The organism is Paracoccus suum (assembly GCF_003324675.1).
Classification (GTDB): domain Bacteria; phylum Pseudomonadota; class Alphaproteobacteria; order Rhodobacterales; family Rhodobacteraceae; genus Paracoccus; species Paracoccus suum.
Map to the genome: position 1 here is coordinate 162236 of NZ_CP030918.1, position 20381 is coordinate 182616.

General features: G+C 66.2%; 21 protein-coding genes. 4 read left to right on the forward strand and 17 right to left on the reverse strand.

Going from position 1 to position 20381, the window contains the following annotated elements; genetic code table 11:
- Window positions 1-62: 62 nt before the first annotated feature.
- From DRW48_RS00740 to DRW48_RS00820, 17 genes are read right to left on the reverse strand one after another with little or no spacing between them, the layout of a single operon-like run.
- On the reverse strand, window positions 63-455 hold the full coding sequence (locus tag DRW48_RS00740; RefSeq protein WP_162784650.1) for a RidA family protein: 393 nt from the start codon (window positions 453-455) through the stop codon (window positions 63-65).
- Window positions 452-1843 carry a M20/M25/M40 family metallo-hydrolase gene (locus tag DRW48_RS00745; protein ID WP_162784651.1) on the reverse strand — a complete coding sequence of 464 codons (1392 nt, stop codon included), beginning with the start codon at window positions 1841-1843 and terminating at the stop codon, window positions 452-454. The genes DRW48_RS00740 and DRW48_RS00745 overlap by 4 nt, the downstream gene beginning before the upstream one ends.
- Entirely contained in the window at window positions 1843-2544 is a 702-nt protein-coding gene (locus tag DRW48_RS00750) for an SDR family oxidoreductase (protein ID WP_114074743.1), read from the reverse strand. The genes DRW48_RS00745 and DRW48_RS00750 overlap by 1 nt, the downstream gene beginning before the upstream one ends.
- Window positions 2537-3613: a Gfo/Idh/MocA family protein gene (locus DRW48_RS00755; protein WP_114074744.1), complete on the reverse strand. Its 1077-nt coding sequence runs from the start codon at window positions 3611-3613 to the stop codon at window positions 2537-2539. Before DRW48_RS00755 ends, DRW48_RS00750 begins: the two co-directional genes overlap by 8 nt.
- A 10-nt stretch (window positions 3614-3623) precedes the next feature.
- Entirely contained in the window at window positions 3624-4541 is a 918-nt protein-coding gene (locus tag DRW48_RS00760; protein ID WP_162784652.1) for an ABC transporter permease, read from the reverse strand.
- A gap of 10 nt (window positions 4542-4551) precedes the next feature.
- Entirely contained in the window at window positions 4552-5526 is a 975-nt protein-coding gene (locus tag DRW48_RS00765; protein WP_114074745.1) for an ABC transporter permease, read from the reverse strand.
- A gap of 57 nt (window positions 5527-5583) precedes the next feature.
- Window positions 5584-7134, reverse strand: a complete 1551-nt coding sequence (locus DRW48_RS00770) for an ABC transporter substrate-binding protein (protein WP_199286135.1) — start codon at window positions 7132-7134, stop codon at window positions 5584-5586.
- Window positions 7131-8186: a Gfo/Idh/MocA family protein gene (locus tag DRW48_RS00775; protein ID WP_114077258.1), complete on the reverse strand. Its 1056-nt coding sequence runs from the start codon at window positions 8184-8186 to the stop codon at window positions 7131-7133. The genes DRW48_RS00770 and DRW48_RS00775 overlap by 4 nt, the downstream gene beginning before the upstream one ends.
- Window positions 8183-9088 carry an NAD-dependent epimerase/dehydratase family protein gene (locus DRW48_RS00780; protein ID WP_114074746.1) on the reverse strand — a complete coding sequence of 302 codons (906 nt, stop codon included), beginning with the start codon at window positions 9086-9088 and terminating at the stop codon, window positions 8183-8185. The genes DRW48_RS00775 and DRW48_RS00780 overlap by 4 nt, the downstream gene beginning before the upstream one ends.
- On the reverse strand, window positions 9085-9771 hold the full coding sequence (locus DRW48_RS00785; RefSeq protein ID WP_114074747.1) for a GntR family transcriptional regulator: 687 nt from the start codon (window positions 9769-9771) through the stop codon (window positions 9085-9087). Before DRW48_RS00785 ends, DRW48_RS00780 begins: the two co-directional genes overlap by 4 nt.
- Window positions 9764-10663 carry a dihydrodipicolinate synthase family protein gene (locus DRW48_RS00790; protein ID WP_114074748.1) on the reverse strand — a complete coding sequence of 300 codons (900 nt, stop codon included), beginning with the start codon at window positions 10661-10663 and terminating at the stop codon, window positions 9764-9766. Before DRW48_RS00790 ends, DRW48_RS00785 begins: the two co-directional genes overlap by 8 nt.
- Window positions 10664-10670: 7 nt before the next feature.
- Complete coding sequence (locus tag DRW48_RS00795; protein ID WP_162784653.1) at window positions 10671-11138, reverse strand: ureidoglycolate lyase; 468 nt, start codon at window positions 11136-11138, stop codon at window positions 10671-10673.
- On the reverse strand, window positions 11135-12061 hold the full coding sequence (locus DRW48_RS00800; RefSeq protein ID WP_114074750.1) for a polysaccharide deacetylase family protein: 927 nt from the start codon (window positions 12059-12061) through the stop codon (window positions 11135-11137). The genes DRW48_RS00795 and DRW48_RS00800 overlap by 4 nt, the downstream gene beginning before the upstream one ends.
- Window position 12062: 1 nt before the next feature.
- Window positions 12063-13055: a succinylglutamate desuccinylase/aspartoacylase family protein gene (locus DRW48_RS00805; RefSeq protein WP_114074751.1), complete on the reverse strand. Its 993-nt coding sequence runs from the start codon at window positions 13053-13055 to the stop codon at window positions 12063-12065.
- Between the two features lie 4 nt (window positions 13056-13059).
- Window positions 13060-13536: a VOC family protein gene (locus tag DRW48_RS00810; RefSeq protein ID WP_114074752.1), complete on the reverse strand. Its 477-nt coding sequence runs from the start codon at window positions 13534-13536 to the stop codon at window positions 13060-13062.
- A gap of 15 nt (window positions 13537-13551) precedes the next feature.
- Window positions 13552-14739 carry a pyridoxal phosphate-dependent aminotransferase gene (locus DRW48_RS00815; protein WP_114074753.1) on the reverse strand — a complete coding sequence of 396 codons (1188 nt, stop codon included), beginning with the start codon at window positions 14737-14739 and terminating at the stop codon, window positions 13552-13554.
- 2 nt (window positions 14740-14741) lie between these two features.
- Complete coding sequence (locus tag DRW48_RS00820) at window positions 14742-16280, reverse strand: carboxypeptidase M32 (RefSeq protein ID WP_241963317.1); 1539 nt, start codon at window positions 16278-16280, stop codon at window positions 14742-14744.
- 108 nt (window positions 16281-16388) lie between these two features.
- On the opposite strand from DRW48_RS00820, the gene DRW48_RS00825 reads away from it, so the two are divergent.
- Genes DRW48_RS00825 through DRW48_RS00840 form a run of 4 tightly spaced genes read left to right on the forward strand, consistent with a single transcriptional unit; the run spans window position 16389 to window position 20380 of the window.
- On the forward strand, window positions 16389-17258 hold the full coding sequence (locus tag DRW48_RS00825; RefSeq protein WP_241963318.1) for a DUF4438 domain-containing protein: 870 nt from the start codon (window positions 16389-16391) through the stop codon (window positions 17256-17258).
- A gap of 1 nt (window position 17259) precedes the next feature.
- Complete coding sequence (locus DRW48_RS00830; protein ID WP_114074756.1) at window positions 17260-18150, forward strand: DUF4438 family protein; 891 nt, start codon at window positions 17260-17262, stop codon at window positions 18148-18150.
- A 2-nt stretch (window positions 18151-18152) separates the two neighbouring features.
- Complete coding sequence (locus tag DRW48_RS00835; RefSeq protein WP_114074757.1) at window positions 18153-19235, forward strand: Ldh family oxidoreductase; 1083 nt, start codon at window positions 18153-18155, stop codon at window positions 19233-19235.
- Window positions 19232-20380 (forward strand): M24 family metallopeptidase, encoded by a 1149-nt coding sequence (locus DRW48_RS00840; RefSeq protein ID WP_241963319.1) that lies wholly within the window; start codon window positions 19232-19234, stop codon window positions 20378-20380. The genes DRW48_RS00835 and DRW48_RS00840 overlap by 4 nt, the downstream gene beginning before the upstream one ends.
- The last annotated feature ends 1 nt before the right edge of the window (window position 20381 follow it).

Consider the following 20381-nt stretch of genomic DNA (forward strand, 5'->3'; position numbering starts at 1 on the left):
CTTCCCTGTTGGCGCCGAAATGCGGCGCGATGAAGGGTCGCGGCCCCGGGCCGCGGCCCCGATCAGCCGTCGCCGAGCCAGGCGACAACCTCGACCTCGACGCGCACTTCTGGCGAGCCCAGCCCGTTGACGATGAATCCGGTGTGTGGCGGGCGATGCTCGCCAAAGAAGGCGCGGCGCGCGGCGGTGATCGCTGGCCCGTCGGCACGGTCAATCATGATGGTGGTGATCTTGACCACGTTATCCGGGCCGGCGCCTGCTTCGGCCAGGATCAACCCGATGTTGCGATAGACCTGCGCAGCCTGCGCACCGGCATCGCCGGCCCCCACCCAGTTCCCTTGCGGGTCTCGCGCCACCTGACCGGCGACGATCAGCATGCCGCCGGCGATTGCCGCGTGGTGATAGCCGGCTACCGGATGCACCCCGGACGGGCTGAAGAGACGGATCCCGGTCACGGCCGCGCCCTGCCCTCCGCACCGTCGCCGACGAGGCTGAAATGGTGCATGATCGCGGCCGCGTACTTGATCCCCTTGATGTATTTTTCGATGACGATGTTCTCGTCGGGCGCATGCAGATTGGCGTCAGGATTGGCGAAACCGGTCAGCACGCAGGGAATCCAGACGTGTCGCAGGATCGCTCCCTCGGCCGAGACGCCATTGACCACCGGCAATTCACCATAAACCTCGGTCGCGGCGGCGATGATGGCCTGGCTGATGTCCTCGCGCACGCTGATCTTGTAGGGCGGCTCGCGGCCCTCATGGGCGTTGACCTCGATATGGCCAAAGCCGTGCGCAACGAGATGCGCCTTCAGCTTGGCCAGTGCTGCGTCGGGCTGCATGTTGGGGATCAGGCGGAAATCCATGCGCACGCGCGCCTCGTTCGGCACGATTGTCTTGGTGCCGCGGCCGGTATAGCCCGCGACGATACCCTGGATGTTGGCCGTCGGCTCATAGGTTCGGGCCCGGATTGCGTCGATCCCGTCGCGGCCGAGGGCAAAGCTGTCGATGCCCCACTCTTCCCGCATGGCGGCGGTGTCGACACGTGCCGCCTTGTCGCGCAACTGCTGCTCGTCATCCGGGCCCAGTTGCCAGATTCCCTCCTCCCACCCGTCGATCAGGATGCGACGGTCGCGGTCGAGGATCGTGTTCAGCGCCCACACCAGATCCCAGACTGGCGAAGGGACCAACGGAAAGTTCAGCGAATGCACATCGCTTTTCGCGCCCCGCGCCACCAGTTCGACGGACAGGATGGACTTGAGCCCAAGCGAAACGTCCGGCGCCTCGGTTCCCACCTCGAGCGATCCGTCGAGGCAGTGCATTCCGTCCGCCTCCAGAAGGACCGCGTTGCGCTGGGCCCAATCTGACAGGTGGACGCTGCCAATCTCCTCCTCGCCCTCGATGAAGAGCTTGAGGTTGCAGGGTATCTTGCCCCTGACCTGCAGGAAGGCCTTGGCCGCCTTGTTGAACGCCAGCACACCCGACTTGTTATCCGTCGCTCCGCGGCCATAAAGAACACCGTCCACGATGGCGGCCGACCATGGGCCCCCATGGCTCCACGCTTCCAGAGGCTCGGGCGGTTGCACGTCGTAATGGGAATAACACAGCAGCGTCTGTGCCGGTCCTTCGACGCGCACTTCGCCAAAGACAATGGGCGGCCCGCCGTCGGTCTCGTACAGATCCGCGGGCAGCCCGTCGCGGTGCATCATGTCCTGCAGCAACTCCGCACAGTCGCGCAGCCCTATATCCTGCGCCGAGACGGAGGGCTGGCGCACCAGCGTCTGCAGATCGGCAATGCATTCATCGGCATGTGCGTCGATCCAGTCATAGATTTCCTGCATGGACATCAGGCGGCTTCCCTTTGCGAGAGGTCCCAGGCGCTCAGCCGCTGCCCGGAGAATTCGCGTGGCCGCCTGTCCGAAAGCCAGGTAAAGGCGGGCGCGAGGCGGATCGGGTCCACCCATGCCGCCCGCGCCTCGGCATCATAAGTCGTCTCGGACATGGGGGTGTGCATCAACATGCCTGGCGTGATGGTGTAAGAGACGATGCCCGATGCCTCGCCTTCCATCGCCAGGCATTTCGAAAACCCTTCCAGCGCGTGCTTTGCCGCGCAATAGGCGGTCTCATTGGCGAAGCCCTCGATCCCCGAGCGTGAGGAGACGAAGACGAGGGCACCGCCGCCGCGCGCCGCCATGCCGGGCCAGACGGCCTGAGTCAGCTGGAATGCAGCCTGGATGCCCACGTCCAGCGTCGCGCGGAAGGTGGAAAGGCTGACCCGTTCGATCGGCTCGACCCGCAGGATGGCGGCATTGTGGATCAACGTGCCGACCTCCTCGCAGGGCAAGCTTGCGATCGCCCGAGCGGTGTCCTCGGCATCTGACAGGTCAGCCGTCGCGGTCAGCGCGCCCGGACAGGCCGAGGCGGTCGCGGCCAGCCCCACCGCGTCCCGATCGATCAGCAGCATCCGGTCGCCGCGTGCGGCCATGTGGCGGGCTATGGCGGCGCCGAGGCCCTGCGCCGCGCCGGTTACCAGAACGGTCTCAGGCATCGATGTCCTCCGGGCGCACCCAGCGACGCTCGCGGCCCGACAGGCGCACAGCGTCCAGCACCTTCTGATTGGCGAGGCCGTCCGCAAAAGTCGCCCCGCGTGCAAGGGGGCGCCCTTCAGTGATCGCCGCAGCCATTTCCCGCAGAGCCGAGACGACCGAGACGTTCCATACCCCCTTGTTCAGACCCGGCAGCCCCGCATTGGGATCCTTGACGGTAATGTCGCGGAACTCGCCCCCCGCCGGCGCGAACCACAGCGTCTCGTCGGCATTGTCGAGGCGGATCGTGCCGCGAGAGCCAAAGACATGTGTGCTGTTGCCTACATTGTGGGCAGCAACGCCCGAGAGGAAGAGCTGCGCGACCGCGCCGGACTGCATTTCAAGCGTGAACCACGCCACATCGTCCGCGGTGGCCGTCCAGGGGGCGCCGGTTGCCTTGTCTCGGCGCTCGGGGACCATGATGGGCGCGGCACCTGTCACCCAGGCGACCTCGCCCAACCACCAGCGGAGCATGTCCACCTGGTGGCTGCCGTTCGCGCCTAGCCGGCCGCCGCCTTGGGCTGCATCGCTCCACCAGTCGCCAGCAGGACGGCTCGCGGGATCTGCCCAACCACTCGAGATGTTGGCGATGTTGACATGACGGATTTCGCCCAACTCGCCCGCGGCGATCATTTCGGCCACACGCTGGCGGTTGGGGTTAAAGCGCAATTCGTGGTCGATCATGTTCAGCCGGTTGGCGCGTTTGGCAGCCTCGAGCATCTGGCCCGCTTCGACCGCGTCCATCGCTGTGGGCTTTTCGCACAGCACATGGGCCCCGGCCTCAAGCGCGGCCAACGCCTGCGGCGCGTGCAGCACGGTGGGCGTCGCGATGCAGACAAGGTCGAACGCGTGGTCTGCCAGCATCTGGCGCCAGTCCGCCGTCGCATGGGGGATGCCAAAGGCGTCGGCTGCGGCGCGCGCGCTTTCCTCGCGGCCGGACGCGATAGCGACAACCTCGGCCCCAGGCACATGCGCCAGTGCCGGCAAATAGGCGTCACGGGCAAAGCTGGCCCCGATGATACCGACTTTCATGTCTGCTCCTTTAACGACGCTCTTTCAGGCGCGGGTCCAAGAAGTCCCGCAGCCAGTCGCCCATGATGTTGAAGCTGAGGACCGTCAGCACGATCGCAAAGCCCGGAAAGATGGCGAGCCACCACTTGTTGGCGATCAGCTGATCGCGGCTCTCGGCCAGCATGCTGCCCCATGTCGGAACAGAGGGCGGCACCCCGAGGCCGAGGAAGGATAGCGCGGCCTCGGAAAGGATCACGCTGGCGACGTTGAACGAGGCGACGACCGTCAGCGGCGCGATGATGTTCGGTAGGATGGTCCGAAAGATGATCGAGCTGGTGGAATCGCCCATCGCGCGCGCGGCCTCGACGAACTCCTTTTCGCGCAGTGACAATGTCTGGCCGCGCACGATGCGCGCGTAGGTGACCCACTGCCCGATCCCCAGGACCAGGATCAGGTTCAGCAGTCCCGGTCCAAGCACGACCAGGAACATGATCGCCAGCAGGATGAAGGGAAACGCCAATTGGATATCGCCGAGGCGCATGATGATATCGTCGATGCGACCGCCGAAATAACCGGCGAGCAGGCCGGCCGTGACGCCAAGCGTGCCGCCCACCGCGATGGACGCGATTCCCACCAGCAGCGAGACACGCGCGCCATAGATGAGGCGACTGAGCACGTCCCGGCCCAATGCGTCGGTGCCCAGCCAGAACGTCGTGTGGCGCGGCCCTTCGGCCATGGGTGCAGCGAGGCGCAACATGATGTTCTGACGGTTCGGGTCCATCGGCGCGATGCTGGGCCCGGCCACGGCGACGAACAGCACCACCCCGAGAATCAACAGCGCTAACAGGGGCCAGCCGGCCTGCACCATGCTGCGGATGGCCCGGCGCAGGTTCTGATTGACACCGCCGGCGCGGACTTCGTGGGTGGGGTCAGATGCGGCTGCGGTCATGGTTGCGCCCTCACAGTTTCACGCGGGGATCGACCTTGGCGTAGATCAGGTCGACAAGCAGGTTGAGCAGCACGAAGATCACGGCCAGCACGATCACTGCCGATTGGACGACCGGGATGTCACGCTGGTTCACGGCGTTGAACACCAGGCGTCCAAGGCCCGGGTAGCTGAAGACGGTCTCGATCACGACGACCCCGCCAAGCAGAAAGCCGAACTCGAGCCCCACCATTGTGATGACCGGCAGCCAGGCATTGCGCAGGGCGTGGTGGACGACGACCGCACGCTCGGTCAGGCCCTTGGAGCGGGCAGTGCGGACGTAGTCCTGGTTCAGCACCTCGAGCATGGACGAGCGCACGAGCCGGGCGTTGCGCGACAGCGAGTAAAAGCCCACGGCGATCCCTGGCATGACCAGGTAGTAAAGAGTTCGGGGCAGGTTCTTGAAAGCCGTGACAAAGTCGCCTTGCAGAAGCGGCTGCAGGAATGGCACGTGACCCGAGATCGGGAACCAGTGCAGATAGAGGCCGAAAAACAGGATCATCATGATCCCCAGCCAGAAGTTCGGGACGGATTGTCCGAACATCGCCAGCGTGATGATGCCGCCGTCGAGCGCCGTGCCGCGGTTCAGCGCGGCAAAGACCCCGAACGGCACCGCCAATGCCATGGCGAAAACGAGGGCAAAGACGGTCAGTTCGATCGTGGCAGGCAGAGCCCCCAGGACAAGGCCCATGGCGGGCTGACGATAGCTGAGCGAGTTGCCGAAATCGCCGCGGACGACCTGTCCGATGTAGCTGAGATATTGCACGTACAGCGGCCGGTCGAAACCGAGAGCATGGCGCACCATCTCGATTTCCTGCTGGCTGGCACGTTCACTGACGAACAGGTAGGTCGGATCGCCACCGATCTGCAGCGCGATGAAGCTGATGAGCGTCACGCCCAGCAACACAACGATGCTCTGCAGCAATCTACGGGCAATGAAGGTCCACATGGCGGTTCCTCGGGCAACGGGGACTGCCGCGCACTGCTACGCGCGGCAGTCCGGCTGTTACTTCACGGCGACGTCGTGGAGGAAGATTTCCTCGTCGGGCCGGGCGACGAAGTCGATGCGGTTGCTGACGCCGTAGAAATCGGGCTGGAAATACAGCAGCAACCAGGGGCCGTCCTCGTAGAACACCGTCAGCATCTCGTCGATGATCTTGCGCCGGTCCTCCTCGGTCGCGGCGTTCTTGATGTCCTCCCAGCGGTCGAACCAGCGCGGATCGCTCCACCGGGTGTAGTTGGTTCCGGCGTCGACCTCGGACAGATCGCTCATGTCGTAGAGGGCCGACCATTTGGCGCCGCCGGTCCCGAGGAAAAACATCGGACCCGCGTTACGCTCGCGGATCAGCGGGACATAGACGCTGCTCCACTCCATCAGTTCGGGCTCGACATTGATGCCGATGTCGCCGAGATACTGCGCGATCGCCAGGATGACGTTCTGGTCGTTGAGATAGCGCCCACGTGGACCCTGCAGCTTGATGCTGAAGCGCTCGCCGCCGTCCTTGCGGGGCCAGCCAGCCTCGTCGAGCAGCTTTTCCGCCATCTCCGGATCGTAAGGATAGGGTTTCAGCGCCTTGTTGTCATTTGGCGGGTTCACAAGGCCCGTGGCACGCTCGCATTCGAAGTTCAGCAGTTGCTTGCAGATCGCCGGGACGTCGATGGCGTATTGCATCGCACGGCGGACCTTGGGGTCCTGGATCGCGTCGCCGCCGGGTTGGGTCTTGAACTGCTCGCCCATGTTAAAGCCGACATACATGCGGCGCGTGCCCTGGATGGCCTGCACCTTTGCCACCTTGCTGGCGTTGATCGCATCGAGCTGGTCGGGCGCCACATTGGTGATCAGATCCACGTTGCCGCCGATCAGCTCGGCCGTGCGGGTGCTGGCCTCCGGGATGATGCGCCAGACGATGCGGGCTGCCTTGGCACTGGGATCGACCCGCTCCAGCACGACTTCCGAGCCTTTGGCCCAACTCGCCAGCTTGTAGGCGCCCGATCCGATGGGCGATGTCGCCGCCTGGTCGGGCGACATCTTTTCGTAGCTGTCCTTGCAATGGATATAGACCTCGGCCAGCAGGCCCTCGGCAATCAGGTTCTTATCGCCGAGCATGATCTTGACGTGGCGATCGTCGACAGCCTCTGCCTTGTCGAATGCAATGGACGAATAGATGAAGCCGGGCGTGTTGCCGGTAAAGTTGCCCGCCGGGTCCTTGCCGCGGTTGAAGCTGTAGGCGACGTCCTCGGCGGTCAGCGGCTCGCCGTCATGGCAGGTCAGACCTTCCTTCATGGTGTAGGTGTAGGTCTTGCCGTCCTCCGAAACCTCCAGGCTTTCGGCCAGCGAGGGCTCGAACTTGCCCTCGGCCGACACGGTATAAAGGGTGCCGAAGATGTGGCGCGCGATATTGGCATTGTCGCGCGACGCGATGTTATCGGGGTCGAAAGTCGTCACGTCCGCAGACAGACCCACGACAATCGTGTCAGCGGCCGGTTGCGCCATGGCCGGCATCGCCAGCAGCAGCCCCGAGGCTGCGACGGATGCAAGCAGTCCGAGCTTGTTCATTCGGTACCTCCCGTGGTCGTTGACCCTGCCGGCTCCACTGCGGTCAGGGTTCGTGGATCAATGGTCTGGCCGGTGCGTGCGGATTCGATGCACGCCTCGACCATGCGGAGCGAGTTGAGATGATCGGCGCCGGTGCAGGGGGCGGGACCGCCATGCAAGAGGTGCCGCAGGAAATCGTCCAGCAGACCGGCCGCATCGTCCACCCAAGGCTCGATCGGGGGCAGCGGCACAGGGGCCAGCGGCTCGTGCCGGCGTCCCTGGACGAGCCCGTCGAACATGTCGGTCTGGACGGCGATGCCCTCGGCGCAGTCGGTGCGCCAGTCAAAGCCCGGGCTGTCGTGGCTGCCGGCCCAGGTGCCTTGGTAGGTAACCTCGATGCCGTTATCCAAGGTGATCAGCGCCGAGACATTGGCGTCGCCCCGATACATCGACCACGGTGGATTCCAGGTCCGGGCCGAGATGGCGACCGCGTCGGCGCCATAGACAAAGCGCATCAGGTCAAAATGGTGGATAGACTGCTCCCACAGCATCGGCTGGGGCATGGTCAGGGGGTAGCGGTTGATCCCAGGACGGTAGCCGTTGCGCCAACGTTCATACGTAAAGCGGCCAAAGGCCGGCGCACCTAGACGGTCCGGCGCAAAGAGCGCCATCAGCGCCTGCGTCACCGCAAGATAGCGAAAATTCAGTCCAACGGTCAGCGTGACACCGGCGGCGGCACAGGTCGCGACATGCGCCTCTGCCTCGGCCACGCTGTCAGCGAGCGGCTTTTCCGCCAGGATGGCGAGGCCGGCTGAGGCCGCTGCGGCGATCTGGCCCGTGCGGCCGCCGGGAGGGGTGATCAGCAGAACTGCATCGGCAGGCACGGCCGCGGCGACCGTTCCCAGATCGGCGCCGGTTACGACGTCAGGCAGCTGCTCCGCCGCTTCGGCCAGCGCAGCCTCGTTGGTGTCAACGATGCCGACGATGCGGCAGCGGCCGTCCGCGGCCATCACCTGCCGCCAAAGACGCGAGCGCGCGCCCAGCCCCACCAGAATGAAACGTGCCTCGTTCATGCCGCCCTCCGTCCCGCCGCCAGCGCTGGCAGCGCGTTCTCCGGGCTGGTCCATGGAAAATCCGTCAGGGCCGAAAGCTGGCTGGCGATCATCGGCCCCTTGATCGCGCCCTGCGCAGGCGCCTCGCGGGTCGGGGCGCCGGGGGCGATCAACGCGCACATCTGGCTGTCGTGGCGGATGTGCGGGCTGGCGAGATGGATCGGCCGGTGCGTCGTCCCGCCCGGCTCGTCCACCAGTAGCGCCAGTGCGGCGCCGATGTCGGGCGCCCAGGTCCAGTCGCGGCGAGGATCCCCCGAGACGATCTCCAGCGCCTGCCCCTGCGCCGCTGCAGCCCGCCAAAGCGCGACGGGCGAGAGGTGCCTGCGGCTCGCACGGGACCGCTCGTCCGGGCCGTAGATGTGGCCAAGCCGGACGACATGCGCATCGCAAAGCCCGGCGAGGGCTGCCGGCACGATACGTTCGCCAGCAAGCTTGGCCGCGGCGTATGGCGATGCGCCAGTCGGCACGGCGTCGTCGTCGAGGTCGGGCCGCCCGTCCTGCGGCGCGAATACGCCCGAGGAGGACAGGAAGACGAAAGCCTTCGGCGGGGTTGCGCTAACAGATTCTAACACCGCCAGCAGTGGATCGAGGTTGGCGCGCAGATGCGCGGCAGGCGTGATGCCCAAGGCCCGCGGCCCGGTAGTCAGGGCTGCGGCGTGAATCACCAGCTCGGCCGGCGGCAAGTGGGTGCCGGGGCCCAGGTCGCACTCAATCAACGTGGCCCGGGCGAGCGCCCCGCGCGCCTCTTCGTCAAAGCTACGGTCCAGCGCGGTGACGGCGTGGCCATGGCGCGCAAGCGCCGCCGCAATTGCGCCGCCGACAAAACCGCCGGCGCCGGTGACGATGGCGCGCCGCGTGCTCATTCGGACCAGGCCGCCACGGCCGCGGGGTCGAGCGTCGCGAGTTTCCGCGTATGCTCGGAGATGAGCCGGACCGCCAGTTCGTCGTCGCGATCCTCCATGGCCCTGACGATGGGCGGGTGGTTGGCAGCAATATCGCTCAGCGGCACGCGGCGGTCGTTGCGCAGCGCCATGATCTGATGGATGCGCAGATAGATGTCGTTCCAGCTGCGGGCCAGCAACTGGTGCTCGGCCAATCCGATCAGGGTGCGGTGAAAGGACTCGTCGGCCGCGATCAGCGACGGACGGTCTTCTGCGACGGCTGCCGCCGTCATTCGGTCGCAGGCCTCCCAAAGCAGCCCCAGATCTGCGCCCGATTCGAGGATCAGGCGCACCGCCATGACCTCGAACACTTCGCGCATCTGGTAGGTCTCGGTCACCTCGCGCGGCGAGAGGGGCTTGACCCACTTGCCTTTGTAGGCGGCAGTCTCGACCAGGCCATCCGCCTCGAGAATCTGGATCGCCTCGCGGATCGGGGCGCGGCTGACATTCAATTCTTCAGCGAGCGCAGTTTCGACCAGCACGGTGCCGGGACGCAACTCACCCGAGACGATTGCATTGCGCAACTTGTCGGCGATCTGAAGGCGCAGCGGGATCTGTTCGATCGGACCCAGAATGCGCGCACGTGCGGCGGTTGCTTCACGCATCTTCGTTCACCCCGCCGGCAAGGGCCGCGGCCTCGGCGATGGCGGGGGCGGCGGTATCCATGGCGACCAGCGGCGGGCGGGTGCGGGCGTATTCGGGATCATTCATGCGCCGCGCTACGGCGGCCTTGATCGCCGGGATCAGGTCGGGCCCTTCGAACCGACGTCGCACCTCGGTGACTGCGTCCAGCAGCCGCGCTTCGTCAGGCGTGCCAAGGCCCCGGATCAGGGCCGCAATGCCATGGGCGTTCACGTTGGCGGTGGCGCTGATGCAGCCCGCCCCGCCTGCCGCGACGTTGCGCGGCAGCAGGGACTCCGAGGAAGAAAAGATCTCCATCTCGGGGAAGGCGTCGAGCATCGCGGCGGTGTTGTCCCAATTGCCGGAACTGTCCTTCAACCCGACGACCATCCCCGGAAACGCCTCGCGCAGTCGCGCGATCAGGTTGGCCGTGACCGGCACGCCAGAGGTCTGGGGGATGTGATACATGTAAAGGCGCAGGGCCGGCCCCGCGGCCTCGATCACCCGGGCAAAGCTGGCCGCCAATCCGTCATCGCTGACCGGCTTGTAATAGAACGGCGGCAGCGTCAGCGTGCCGCGCACACCCAGCGATACCGCATGTCTGGTCAGCGCAATCGTGTCGGGGAGTGCCGCGCAACCCGTGCCGGGGACCAGAACGGCAGGATCGATTCCGCCGGCGACCAGCGCCTCCAGCGCGTCAATGCGTTCGGACACGCTCAGCGAGTTGGCCTCGGAGGTGGTGCCAAACGGCGCGAGGCCGTCGGCGCCATCGGCGATCAGGCGTTTGCCGATCGTGACAAGGCGCTCGCGATCCACCGACAGATCGGGCCGGAACGGAGTGACGAGCGGGACAAGGACTTGGGGACGAGAGGTCATGTGCGTTTCACCGGGATGAGGGGATGTCGATCATCAGGGGCGCGATATCTGCGAACTGGTCGTCATCGGGCGCACCCCGCCACATCAGCACGGCAAAGCTGCCGGGGTCGTCAAGGACGGAGATGCCGGCGTGCCAGATACCCTGACGGTAAATAACCCCGCGATTTCCCGGGACAACGAAGGATTTTGCCGCACGGCGCTCCGGCCCGCCGTCGGGCGCCGCCGGAAAAACCGTGACGAGGTAACGCCCTACGTCGAGCGGGAGGAACGCCTGTGCTGCATAGGGGTGGCGCTCGACCCGGCTCAGCGTGCAATCGCCCGGCTCGACCCAGTTGGTGTGGAATTGTAGTTTCAACCCGGCGACCGGTGGCATCAGCGGATCCCACATCGTGCGCTCGCCCGCCCTTGCCGGCGGTGCAACGAGTGCGGCATAGGGCGCCAGGGCCCCCGCATCAGCTGCGGCCGCGCGGATCACTCGGCTACCTCGCGCCACTGCGGGGCGGGCACCACCGTACGCCAATGGGCTGCAAGATCAGCACGGCGGCAGATCCAGACGTCGTCGCGACCCTGAAGATGGTCCAGCAGCATCGCGATCCCCACCATGCGGCCAGGATGGGCCACCACGCGGGAGTGCATCCCCACCGACATCATGCGCGGATGCAGGTCGGCCTCCGCCCTCATGCCCTCGAAGCTGTCGATCAGGAACTCGCCGAAGGTGCGCCCGGACACCAGCGGTCCGGAGACGAGCTTGGAATCGTTCGTGGCCAGCGAGTACGGAACGACCAGGTGCGGCTTGGTCCCGACCTCGGTCCAATAGGGCAATTCGTCATTATAGGCGTCGCTATCGTAGCTGAATCCGCCATGCTCGACCACAAGCCGGCGGGTGGCCAACGACGGACCATAGCGGCAGTAGAACCCCTCGGGCGGGCGACCCAGCAGCTTGGTGAGGACCGCGTGGCCACGGGCGATATGCTCGCGCTCCGTCGCCTCGTCCAGCAGGTAGTGCTCGACCCAGCGCCAGCCGTGGCAGACGGCGTCCCAGTCCGTTTCGCGCAGGGCGGCTGCCGCCTCTGGGTTGCGCTCCAACGCCAGTGCCGAGGCGAAGATCGTCAACGGCAGGCCGCGCTCGGCAAACAGGCGATGAATGCGCCAGAAGCCGACGCGACTGCCATATTCAAACATGCTCTCGGCTGCGAGATCCCGCTGTCCAACGGGAACACGCGGCGCGCTGACCTCTGTCAGGGTCGCATCGCTGCGACCGTCGCCATCGCCCATCGCATATTCGGAGCCTTCTTCGTAGTTAAGGACGAAATTGACCGCGACGCGCGCGCCGTTGGGCCAGGTGATCTGGGGCACCTGTCTGCCGTAGCCAATCAGATCGCGGGGATGGCGGTCCATGTCAGTCACGGGTGCCTTCGACTTTGCAGAAGAAACAGCACCAGTCACCCGTCGTCACATTGGGCAGCGCGCGCAGGCCAAAGAACATCCCGTCGGCGGGCGCCACGATCTCGCTCTGTTCATCGCCGAAGATGTCGACGATGCGGGCGATGCGCTGGCCCTTGGTCATCATCGTCAGGAATTTCACGCCTGGCTCTGGGATGAAAATGCCCGAGGCTGGGGCGAGCAGCGCCTCCTGGATGCCCTTGTAACGCGGGCTGGGGTAGCTCGCCTCGCCCGGATACATCTTGTAGTGACGCAGGATGTTCAGGATCGAGTCCGCGAGATCGCGGCCGACCTTCGCGAAACCCTCCGGCGAGGTCGCCGAACGACCGCCGAGTTCGACCGTGATCCCGACCTTGCCCAGCGACTTCAGGTGGGCCATCGGGCTGCCCGACGGGTTGAAGTTCGACATGATGCAGCCCCAGCCCGGCCCCATCGCAGTCGCAAGCTCGACCCCCGCCGGGGACTCGTCGGTGAAGATCGACTTGTCGAGGAAGGAATGCGCCCCGCCCGAGTGGATCGAGATCTCGAAATCCGCGACCGGGCCCATCGCCTCGGCATGCGCCGCCGCCACGCGCTCGGACAGGTAGCCGCCGGGCTTGCCCGGATAGATGCGGTTCATGTCATAGCTGAAGGTGTCGGCCGGGTTTCCGCGCTGCGCCGCCTCGAACGCCGGAACGTTCACCACCGGCACCAGCACCAGCGTGCCTTTCAGCTTCGCCGGGTCGACCTCGCGCAGCGCGATCTGGCAGGCCAGCGGCCCTTCGGGCTCGTCGCCGTGGATTGCGCCGTTGACCCAGAAACAGGGACCCTCGTCAGCACCATTGACGATGACGACCGGGATCTCCAGCGAGGTGCCGCCCGCGAGGCGGGTGACGGGAATGGCGCCCCGGACCACGGTGCCGGGGGCAGCGGTGGCGGTGCCGACGGTGACGGTTTTGCCTTTGCTCATGACGTCAGACCCCCTGGACCTGGTACTGTTCCAGTTGCTCGGGCGTGTAGACCTGCATGAACTCGATCTCGATGCCGCCGGCGTCGTTGTCGAGGAACGCGACCCATCCCTCGGGGTGGGGATGGCTGCCGTATTTCTGGCAAGCCTGGCAGATACGCAGGCTGGCGCCCTGCGCCTCGGCATGGGCCAGCGCCGCGTCGATGTCATCGACCTCGTAGCAGATGTGGTGGAGACCCTCGCCGCCGCGTTCGTCGATCCACTTGGCAAAGCGGCCATCGGGAACCATCGACTGGCACAGCTGGTATTCGATGCCGCCCAGGTAGAACAGCGCGACCCGGTTCTGGGATTTCGGGAACACGGTGATCTCGGTATCAGCCGGCACGTGCAGGAAGCGGGCGTAGGCAGCCAGCGCCGTATCGGCGTCACGCACGGCAAAGGCCATGTGCTTGATGCCCTTGACGTTCGGATTATCGGATTTCATCGGCGTGGACCTCTCTCAGGCGGCGCGGGTTTCGGATCGGATGGCATCGACCACGGCGCGCATGCGCTCGATGGCCTCGTTGATGCGCGGCACGCTCTGGGTCAGTGACATGCGCACAAAATCATCGGTGTGATCGCCGTAGATCGTGCCCGGATACATCAGCACCCGTCCCTCGCGCAGAAGCCGCTCGCAAAAGACGCCGGCCGGCACGCCGGTCACGGACACATTGGCGTAGACGTAGAACGCCCCCTGCGGCTCGGCGTAGGGGATGCCGAGGCTGTCGAGCCCGGCGCAAAGCGCGCGCCGCCGCTCCTCGTAGATCGCGCGCATTTCGGCCACGCAATCCTGGGGCCCGGTCAGCGCCGCCAGAGCCGCGTGCTGGCTGACAGCGGCCGTCGAGATGGCGAGCGCGTGGTTGATCTCGGCCAGCGCCGGCATCAGCTCTGGGGGGCCCGCTATATAGCCGATTCGCCAGCCGGTCATCGCGTAGGCCTTGGAAAAGCCCGACAGCGTAAAGGTGCGCTCGGCCATGCCGGGCAGCGCCGCGACCGGCTGGGCGCGGTGATTGCCGAACGTCAACTGCGCATAGATCTCGTCCGAGATGACCAGCAAGTCGTGCTCGCGCGCTACCTCGGCGATGCGCGCGACCTCGTCTGGGGGAGTGACGGTGCCCGTCGGGTTGTTGGGATTGATCAGTACCAGGATTTTCGAGCGCGGGGTGATGTGCGCGCGCACCATCTCGGCCGTGATGGTGAAGTTCGTTTCCATGGTCGTGCGGATGTTCACGACCTCAGCCTCTGCCAGTTCGGCGGCCTGGTGATAGGGATTGTAGCCCGGGCACGGGACCAGGATCTCGTCGCCGGGATTCAACAGGCCCAGCGCGAGGACGAACATCGCCTGCTGGCCGCCCGGGGTTATGATGATCTGGTCAGGCTGATAGTCGGCGCCGCCGCGCGCACGGATGTCGTCCGCGATTGCCTCGCGCAGCGGCAGGATCCCGAACGGGTGGGTGTAGTGCGTGGCGCCATTCGCCAGCGCCTCCTGCCCCGCGCGAATGATATGCTCGGGCGTGTCGAGGTCCGGATCGCCCCGCCCGAGCCGGATCACATCCGGCAGGCTTTCGGCGATATTGGCCATCTGCGTGACCAGATGGGCATCCTTCAGCTTTACGCGCGTGGCCAGGCGGCTGGTCGGTTCCGTCATGATCAAATCCCGTAGATTTCGCTGTATTTCTGGGTCAGCTGGGCGATGTAGGGCTCTGGATCGAGGGTTCGGCCCGTGGCCCGCCGCAACAGCTCGTTGCGCTCGTAGCGACGACCGTGCTGGTGTACGTTTTTGACCATCCAGCCCAGCAAGGGGCCATAGTCCGCCGCAGCAACGCCGGCCGCCACATCGGCATCCTTGGTCGCGGCCTCGTAAAGCTGGCCGGCCATGACGTTGCCAATGGTGTAGTTGCAGAAGGTGCCGATCTGGCCGGACGACCAGTGCACATCCTGCAGCACGCCCATGCGGTTGTTCGGCACCTCGAGCCCCAGATCCTGGCGGATGCGGGCGTTCCAGATTTCGGGAAGGTCTTCGACCTTCAGGCTGCCATCGATGAGGCCGGCCTCAATATCGACGCGCAGCATGATGTGGAAATCATAGCTAAGCTCGTCCGCCTCGACCCGGATCAGGCCGGGGGCGACACGGTTCACGCCCCGCCAGAATGCCTCGGCATCAACGTCGGCCAGCTGTTCGGGGAAGGCGTCGCGGGCGGTGCCGAAATTGGCCTCCCAGAACGCGCGGGAACGGCCGACGTGGTTCTCGAACAAGCGCGACTGGCTTTCATGCGCGCCAAAGCTGACCCCCGCCACGGCATAGAGGCCGACCAGATCGGTCGCGAGCGGCGTGCGTGTAAAGGCCGGGTCGCAGTTCTGTTCGTAGAGGGCGTGCCCCGCCTCGTGCAGGCAGCCGAACAGGCACATCGGCATCCAGTTTTCATTGGTGCGGCTGGTGATGCGGACGTCGTTGCGCGTGAACGATACCTCGAAGGGGTGGACGGTGGTGTCCAACCGGCCCCGGTCGAGGTCGTAGCCGAGCCGCTGGGCCATGGTCCGGCCAAAGGCCAGTTGCTCGTCAACCGGAAAGGGGCGGCGCAGGAACTCTACATCCGGGGCAGTGCGGGACATGACGGTCTGCAGCAGCGGGCGCAGCGCCTCACGCAGTCGGCCGAACAGAGGCTGCAACGAGGCGACCGTCTCGCCGGGCTCAAAGCGATACATCAGCGCGTCGTAGGGGTGCTCGGCGTAACCGATATGCTCGGCCATCTCGCGATTGAGGGCGACCGTGTCGGCCAGCAACGGCGCGAACATCGCGAAATCGTCCTTGGCTCGCGCCTCGGCCCAGATTTCCTGGCCGATCGAACCCATTTCGGTGCGGCGGCGAATCAGCTCGGCCGGAATGCGGTCGTGATAGTCCAGTGCCTCGCGAACCTGGGCGCAGACCGTCGCCTCGACCGAATCGGCATCCTTGCTCTGGATTTCGGCCTGGGCCGCGTCGAGCAGGCGCCGGGTTTCGTCCGCCACCAGCGTGTCGCGAGCCAGCACCGAAAGCGTCGCAACCTGCTTTGCCCGCGTCTCCGCGCCGCCGCGCGGCATCATCACCCGAGCATCCCAAGAGAGGACCGATTTAGCGTTCAGCAGGTCGTTGACCTGGCCCATGCGATTTAGCAGCGCGGCGTATGACACGAGTTCCAGGCCTTTCACTCAGCAGTCGTCGACGATGTATTTTGTATGTTGTCGACATTAGACGATCCGACTATCGTCAGCTCCGCAACCGGTGTCAAGCATCGTCGCCGCGAAAGGGAGGACGGATTGGTCGAGCTTCTTCAGTGGAACACCCCACAGCTGGTGGAGATGGCCGTGACCGGACAGGTCAGCCAGCCATCAGTCCGGCAAGGGGGTGCGCATGTGCATTGGCCAGACGGGCGGGCGGCCGTGCTGCCGGGCATGTTTGGCATCGCCTACAACGCCCGCGTCGGCGATCGCGCCTTTGGCTGGGCCGGCGATCACGTCGAGCCCGGCGTCTCTATCGCGAATGCTACTGAGGCCGCCGACTTCGCGCTGCACTACCTCACCTGCATCGGCAACGAGGCCACGGTGACCACCGGCCTCGCGCGGGGCGCGACGGGCGTGGTGACCGGTGAGCATGGCCGTTTGCTCGTCGATTTTGCGCCCGAGATTCTCGAGGACATGACCGTCGGCGACACGGTCCAGATTCGCGCGGTCGGCCGGGGCCTAAGCCTGACCGACTACCCCGAGATCGAGTTCAAGAAGACATCGCCCGCCTTGGCCGAGGCCTACGGCATCAGGCAGGAAAACGGGCAGGTCATCTGCCCCGTCGCCATGGAGTTGCCGGCGCGAATCATGGGCTCGGGGGCCGAGCTGAACTCGGAATATGTCGATCAGGACCTCATGTCCGGCGACCGGGCGCTGATGACCGAACTGGGCATCGATACTATGCGCCTTGGCGATCTGATCGCGATTCGCGACGTGGACCATCGCTTTGGCCGGTCCTTTCGGCCTGACTGGGTCGCGATCTGCATCTGCATCCACGGCGATTCGATCATGACGGGGCACGGCCCCGGAATTCTGACGCTGATCACCGGTCCGGCCGACAAGCTCGGCTTCAGCGTCGAGCCCGGCGCCAACATTGCCCGCACCCTGAACATCCGGAGCCTGTGACATGACCGCTTCCAGCAGCCTCGCCACCAATGCGGCCAACCTGGTCGCCGTCTCGGTCGCGGGCCATATTGCCCATCCCGGCTTTCCAGGCCTGCCGGCAGAGCCCTACCGCCTCGCCGCCGATGGCCGACCCTTCCTGCTGCCGGCCTATGGCGGCATCGTCTATAATGTCAGCGTCGGCGACCGGGCATTCGGCTGGGCAGCCGACTGCGTGCATCCTGGCATCTCGCTGCGCCAGCCCGAGGATACGCGTAACCGCGGCCTGAACGTTTATGCCTGTGTCGGTAATCGTGCCAAGGTCATGACCGGCCCGGCAGCCGGCGCAAAAGGCGTCGTGACTGGCAAGTCGGGCCGCTTTTCCGAACAGGTGATCGTCCACTTCCCGCGCGAGGCCCGCAAGGCGATGGCCGTGGGCGATCAGATCGTCATCCGGTCCGAAGGGATCGGAATGGAGCTGACGGACCATCCCGGCGTCATGATGAAGGGAATCGCCCCCGAGCTGCTGGCCGCCCTGCCCTCGCGCACTGATGGCAAACGGGTCGAATTCGGCGTCGTCGCGCGCATCCCCGCGCATCTCGCAGGTGCCGGCCTGGGTCTGACCTCGGATGGGGGCAGCCTGCATATGCAATCGACGGATCGGGCGCTGCTGGCCAGCCTCGGCCTGGACCAAATGCGGCTCGGCGACATCGTGGCGATCGAAGACACCGACAGCCGCTACAACCACGGCTATTTGCGCGGCGCCTGCACCATCGGGGTGGTTTGCGCCACCGATGGCCCGCGCGCTGGCTTTGGCCCCGGTATCGCCATCCTGATGACCGCGCCGGCGGGCGAGATGGGCACGTTTGCCGAGCCGGCAGCGAACCTCGCCGACCTTCTGAAGCTGGAGGCGTGATCATGCCCATCGCGATGACCAATGTGACCCGCGCAAGTCTGGCGCGCTTCATGGCGGAAGGGTTCCGGGCCCTCGGCCTCAGCGCCGGGGACGCCGACATCTTCGCCGACGCGCTGATCTTTTCAGAACTGCGGTTCCACCCCGGGCACGGCCAGGGAGTCCGCCGCCTGCGCCGCTATCAGGAGCGGATTGCCGAGGGGCTGGTAGACCCTGCCGCGCCGTGGGAGATCATCAAGGAAAGCCCGGCGCTTGCCCTGGTCGATGCGCATAACGGTATCGGCACGGTCGCTGCGGCCAAGGCGATGCGACTGGCGGCCGAAAAGGCCAAGACCTGCGGCATCGGCCAAGTGGTGGTCCGCAACTCGACACACTATGGCAGCAGCGCGGTCCATGCCTGCGCCGCCGCAGAGGCCGGCTGCATCGGCATCAGTTTTACCAACGCCGGGCCCGAGATGGCGCCGTGGGGCGCGCGCGAAGGCGCGGTCGGCACCAATCCGTGGGGCATCGCGGCGCCTACCGGCCTCGGCTTTCCAGCCGTCCTCGACATCGCGCTGACGACTGCCGGTAAGGGGATGATGCAGTGGCACGCGCGCGAGGGGCGGCCCATGCCGCTCGACTGGGCGCTGACCCCGGAGGGCGCCGAGACCGACGATCCCAATGCTGCCATGGCCGGCGCCCTGCTGGGGATCGGCACCTACAAGGGCTACGGCCTGGCCTTCATGACCGACGTGATGACCGGCGTTCTCGGCGGCGGGGGCTATGGCCTGACGCCCTATGCGGATCAAGGCAAGTTGGACGTCAGTCACACTCTGACCGCCATCGACATCGAATGGTTCATGCCACTGGAGGAGTTTCGCCGCCGGATGGACGACTTCGCCCGGATGGTGAAGTCGCGCGCCCTGCGCCCCGGATTTACCGAGATCCTGCTGCCCGGCGAGCAGGAGGCCCGCCGGGTCGAGCGCAAATCGCGGGCGGGCGTGCCCATCGACGATGAGGTGCTAGCCGACCTTCAGGCGCTGGGTGATGAACTGGGCCTGTCGGCGAAACTCGAACTGGTCGGCCCATACACGGAGGCGGTCCTGTGACACCCCTGCCTGCCGCCTTCCACGCCATGCTGCGCGATCGGCTGCGTGCCCGGGCCGAGGCTGCGGGCCTCGACGGGTTGCTGCTGCTGGCGCCGGGCAATGTGGTCTGGGCGACAGGCTGGGCTTTTTCGGCCAACGAGCGCCCGCTGGGACTATGGCTGCCAGTGGAGGGCGACGCAGTCCTGATGGTGCCCTCGCTGGAGGTTGAGAACGCAGCCGATGTGCCGGGCGTCGGCCTGCGCAGCTACGACGAATACCCCGGCGAGACGCCCCCGGTCCTATGGATGATCGCCGAAGCGCGGGCGCAGCGGATCGGCGTGGAACGGCTGGACGCGCGCCTGCTGGCCCCGGCACAGGACGTGGCGCGGATCGACCTGACCGATCACGCCACGCCCGAGCGCGCGGTCAAGCACCCGGAGGAGCTTGCCCTGATCCGCGAGGCCGCGCGGTTCGCCGACATGGTCCTCGACCGCCTGCTGACCGCCGGCGGCGACATCGTGGCGCAAGGTGGGACGGAACTGGACCTGATGGCCGACGCGACCTCGCATGCCGAGGCTGCGCTGATGACTACGCATGGCGCAGCGTTTCAGGGCACGAAGTTGGGGATCACGGCCTCGGTCCATTCGGGCCCGCGGGCCGCGCTGCCGCACGGGGCGGTCCTGCCGCGTACACCCTCGCCGGGCGAGCCGGTGATCGCCGGCATAGGCTGCGCGGTGGGCGGCTATCACGCCGAAAGCGGCGCGACCTTTGTCATGGGGCAGCCCTCGCCCGAACATCGCCGCATCATGGCCGCGATGGACAGCGCCAACGCCGCCTGTGCCGAGGCGCTCTGCCGGGGCCTCGACTGCGCTGGCGTGAATACCGCTGCCCTGGAGCCGATCCGCGCCGCAGGCCTTGGCGAGGCCATCCGACACCGCATCGGCCACGGCATGGGCGTCGAGGGCCACGAGGCGCCTTGGCTGGCACCCGGCGATCGGACCCCCGCCGCGCCCGGCATGGTCTTTTCTTGCGAGCCCGGCGTCTACCGCCCCGGCCACGACGGCTGGCGCAGCATCGAAACCTTCATCATCGCACCCGATGGCGTCGAAATCGCCAGCCGGTTCCAGACCCGCACGCCATCCGACATCCGCATCATCCCCGTCTGAG

Excerpts from the sequence above, each read along its gene's own strand:
- DRW48_RS00835 (WP_114074757.1), top strand. The coding sequence starts at position 18,153 with ATGCCCATCGCGATGACCAATGTGACCCGCGCAAGTCTGGCGCGCTTC.
- DRW48_RS00830 (WP_114074756.1), top strand. The coding sequence starts at position 17,260 with ATGACCGCTTCCAGCAGCCTCGCCACCAATGCGGCCAACCTGGTCGCC.
- DRW48_RS00750 (WP_114074743.1), bottom strand. The coding sequence starts at position 2,544 with ATGCCTGAGACCGTTCTGGTAACCGGCGCGGCGCAGGGCCTCGGCGCC.
- DRW48_RS00755 (WP_114074744.1), bottom strand. The coding sequence starts at position 3,613 with ATGAAAGTCGGTATCATCGGGGCCAGCTTTGCCCGTGACGCCTATTTG.
- DRW48_RS00770 (WP_199286135.1), bottom strand. The coding sequence starts at position 7,134 with ATGAACAAGCTCGGACTGCTTGCATCCGTCGCAGCCTCGGGGCTGCTG.
- DRW48_RS00815 (WP_114074753.1), bottom strand. The coding sequence starts at position 14,739 with ATGACGGAACCGACCAGCCGCCTGGCCACGCGCGTAAAGCTGAAGGAT.
- DRW48_RS00805 (WP_114074751.1), bottom strand. The coding sequence starts at position 13,055 with ATGAGCAAAGGCAAAACCGTCACCGTCGGCACCGCCACCGCTGCCCCC.
- DRW48_RS00775 (WP_114077258.1), bottom strand. The coding sequence starts at position 8,186 with ATGAACGAGGCACGTTTCATTCTGGTGGGGCTGGGCGCGCGCTCGCGT.
- DRW48_RS00785 (WP_114074747.1), bottom strand. The coding sequence starts at position 9,771 with ATGCGTGAAGCAACCGCCGCACGTGCGCGCATTCTGGGTCCGATCGAA.
- DRW48_RS00765 (WP_114074745.1), bottom strand. The coding sequence starts at position 5,526 with ATGTGGACCTTCATTGCCCGTAGATTGCTGCAGAGCATCGTTGTGTTG.
- DRW48_RS00800 (WP_114074750.1), bottom strand. The coding sequence starts at position 12,061 with ATGGACCGCCATCCCCGCGATCTGATTGGCTACGGCAGACAGGTGCCC.
- DRW48_RS00790 (WP_114074748.1), bottom strand. The coding sequence starts at position 10,663 with ATGACCTCTCGTCCCCAAGTCCTTGTCCCGCTCGTCACTCCGTTCCGG.
- DRW48_RS00745 (WP_162784651.1), bottom strand. The coding sequence starts at position 1,843 with ATGTCCATGCAGGAAATCTATGACTGGATCGACGCACATGCCGATGAA.
- DRW48_RS00780 (WP_114074746.1), bottom strand. The coding sequence starts at position 9,088 with ATGAGCACGCGGCGCGCCATCGTCACCGGCGCCGGCGGTTTTGTCGGC.
- DRW48_RS00810 (WP_114074752.1), bottom strand. The coding sequence starts at position 13,536 with ATGAAATCCGATAATCCGAACGTCAAGGGCATCAAGCACATGGCCTTT.
- DRW48_RS00760 (WP_162784652.1), bottom strand. The coding sequence starts at position 4,541 with ATGACCGCAGCCGCATCTGACCCCACCCACGAAGTCCGCGCCGGCGGT.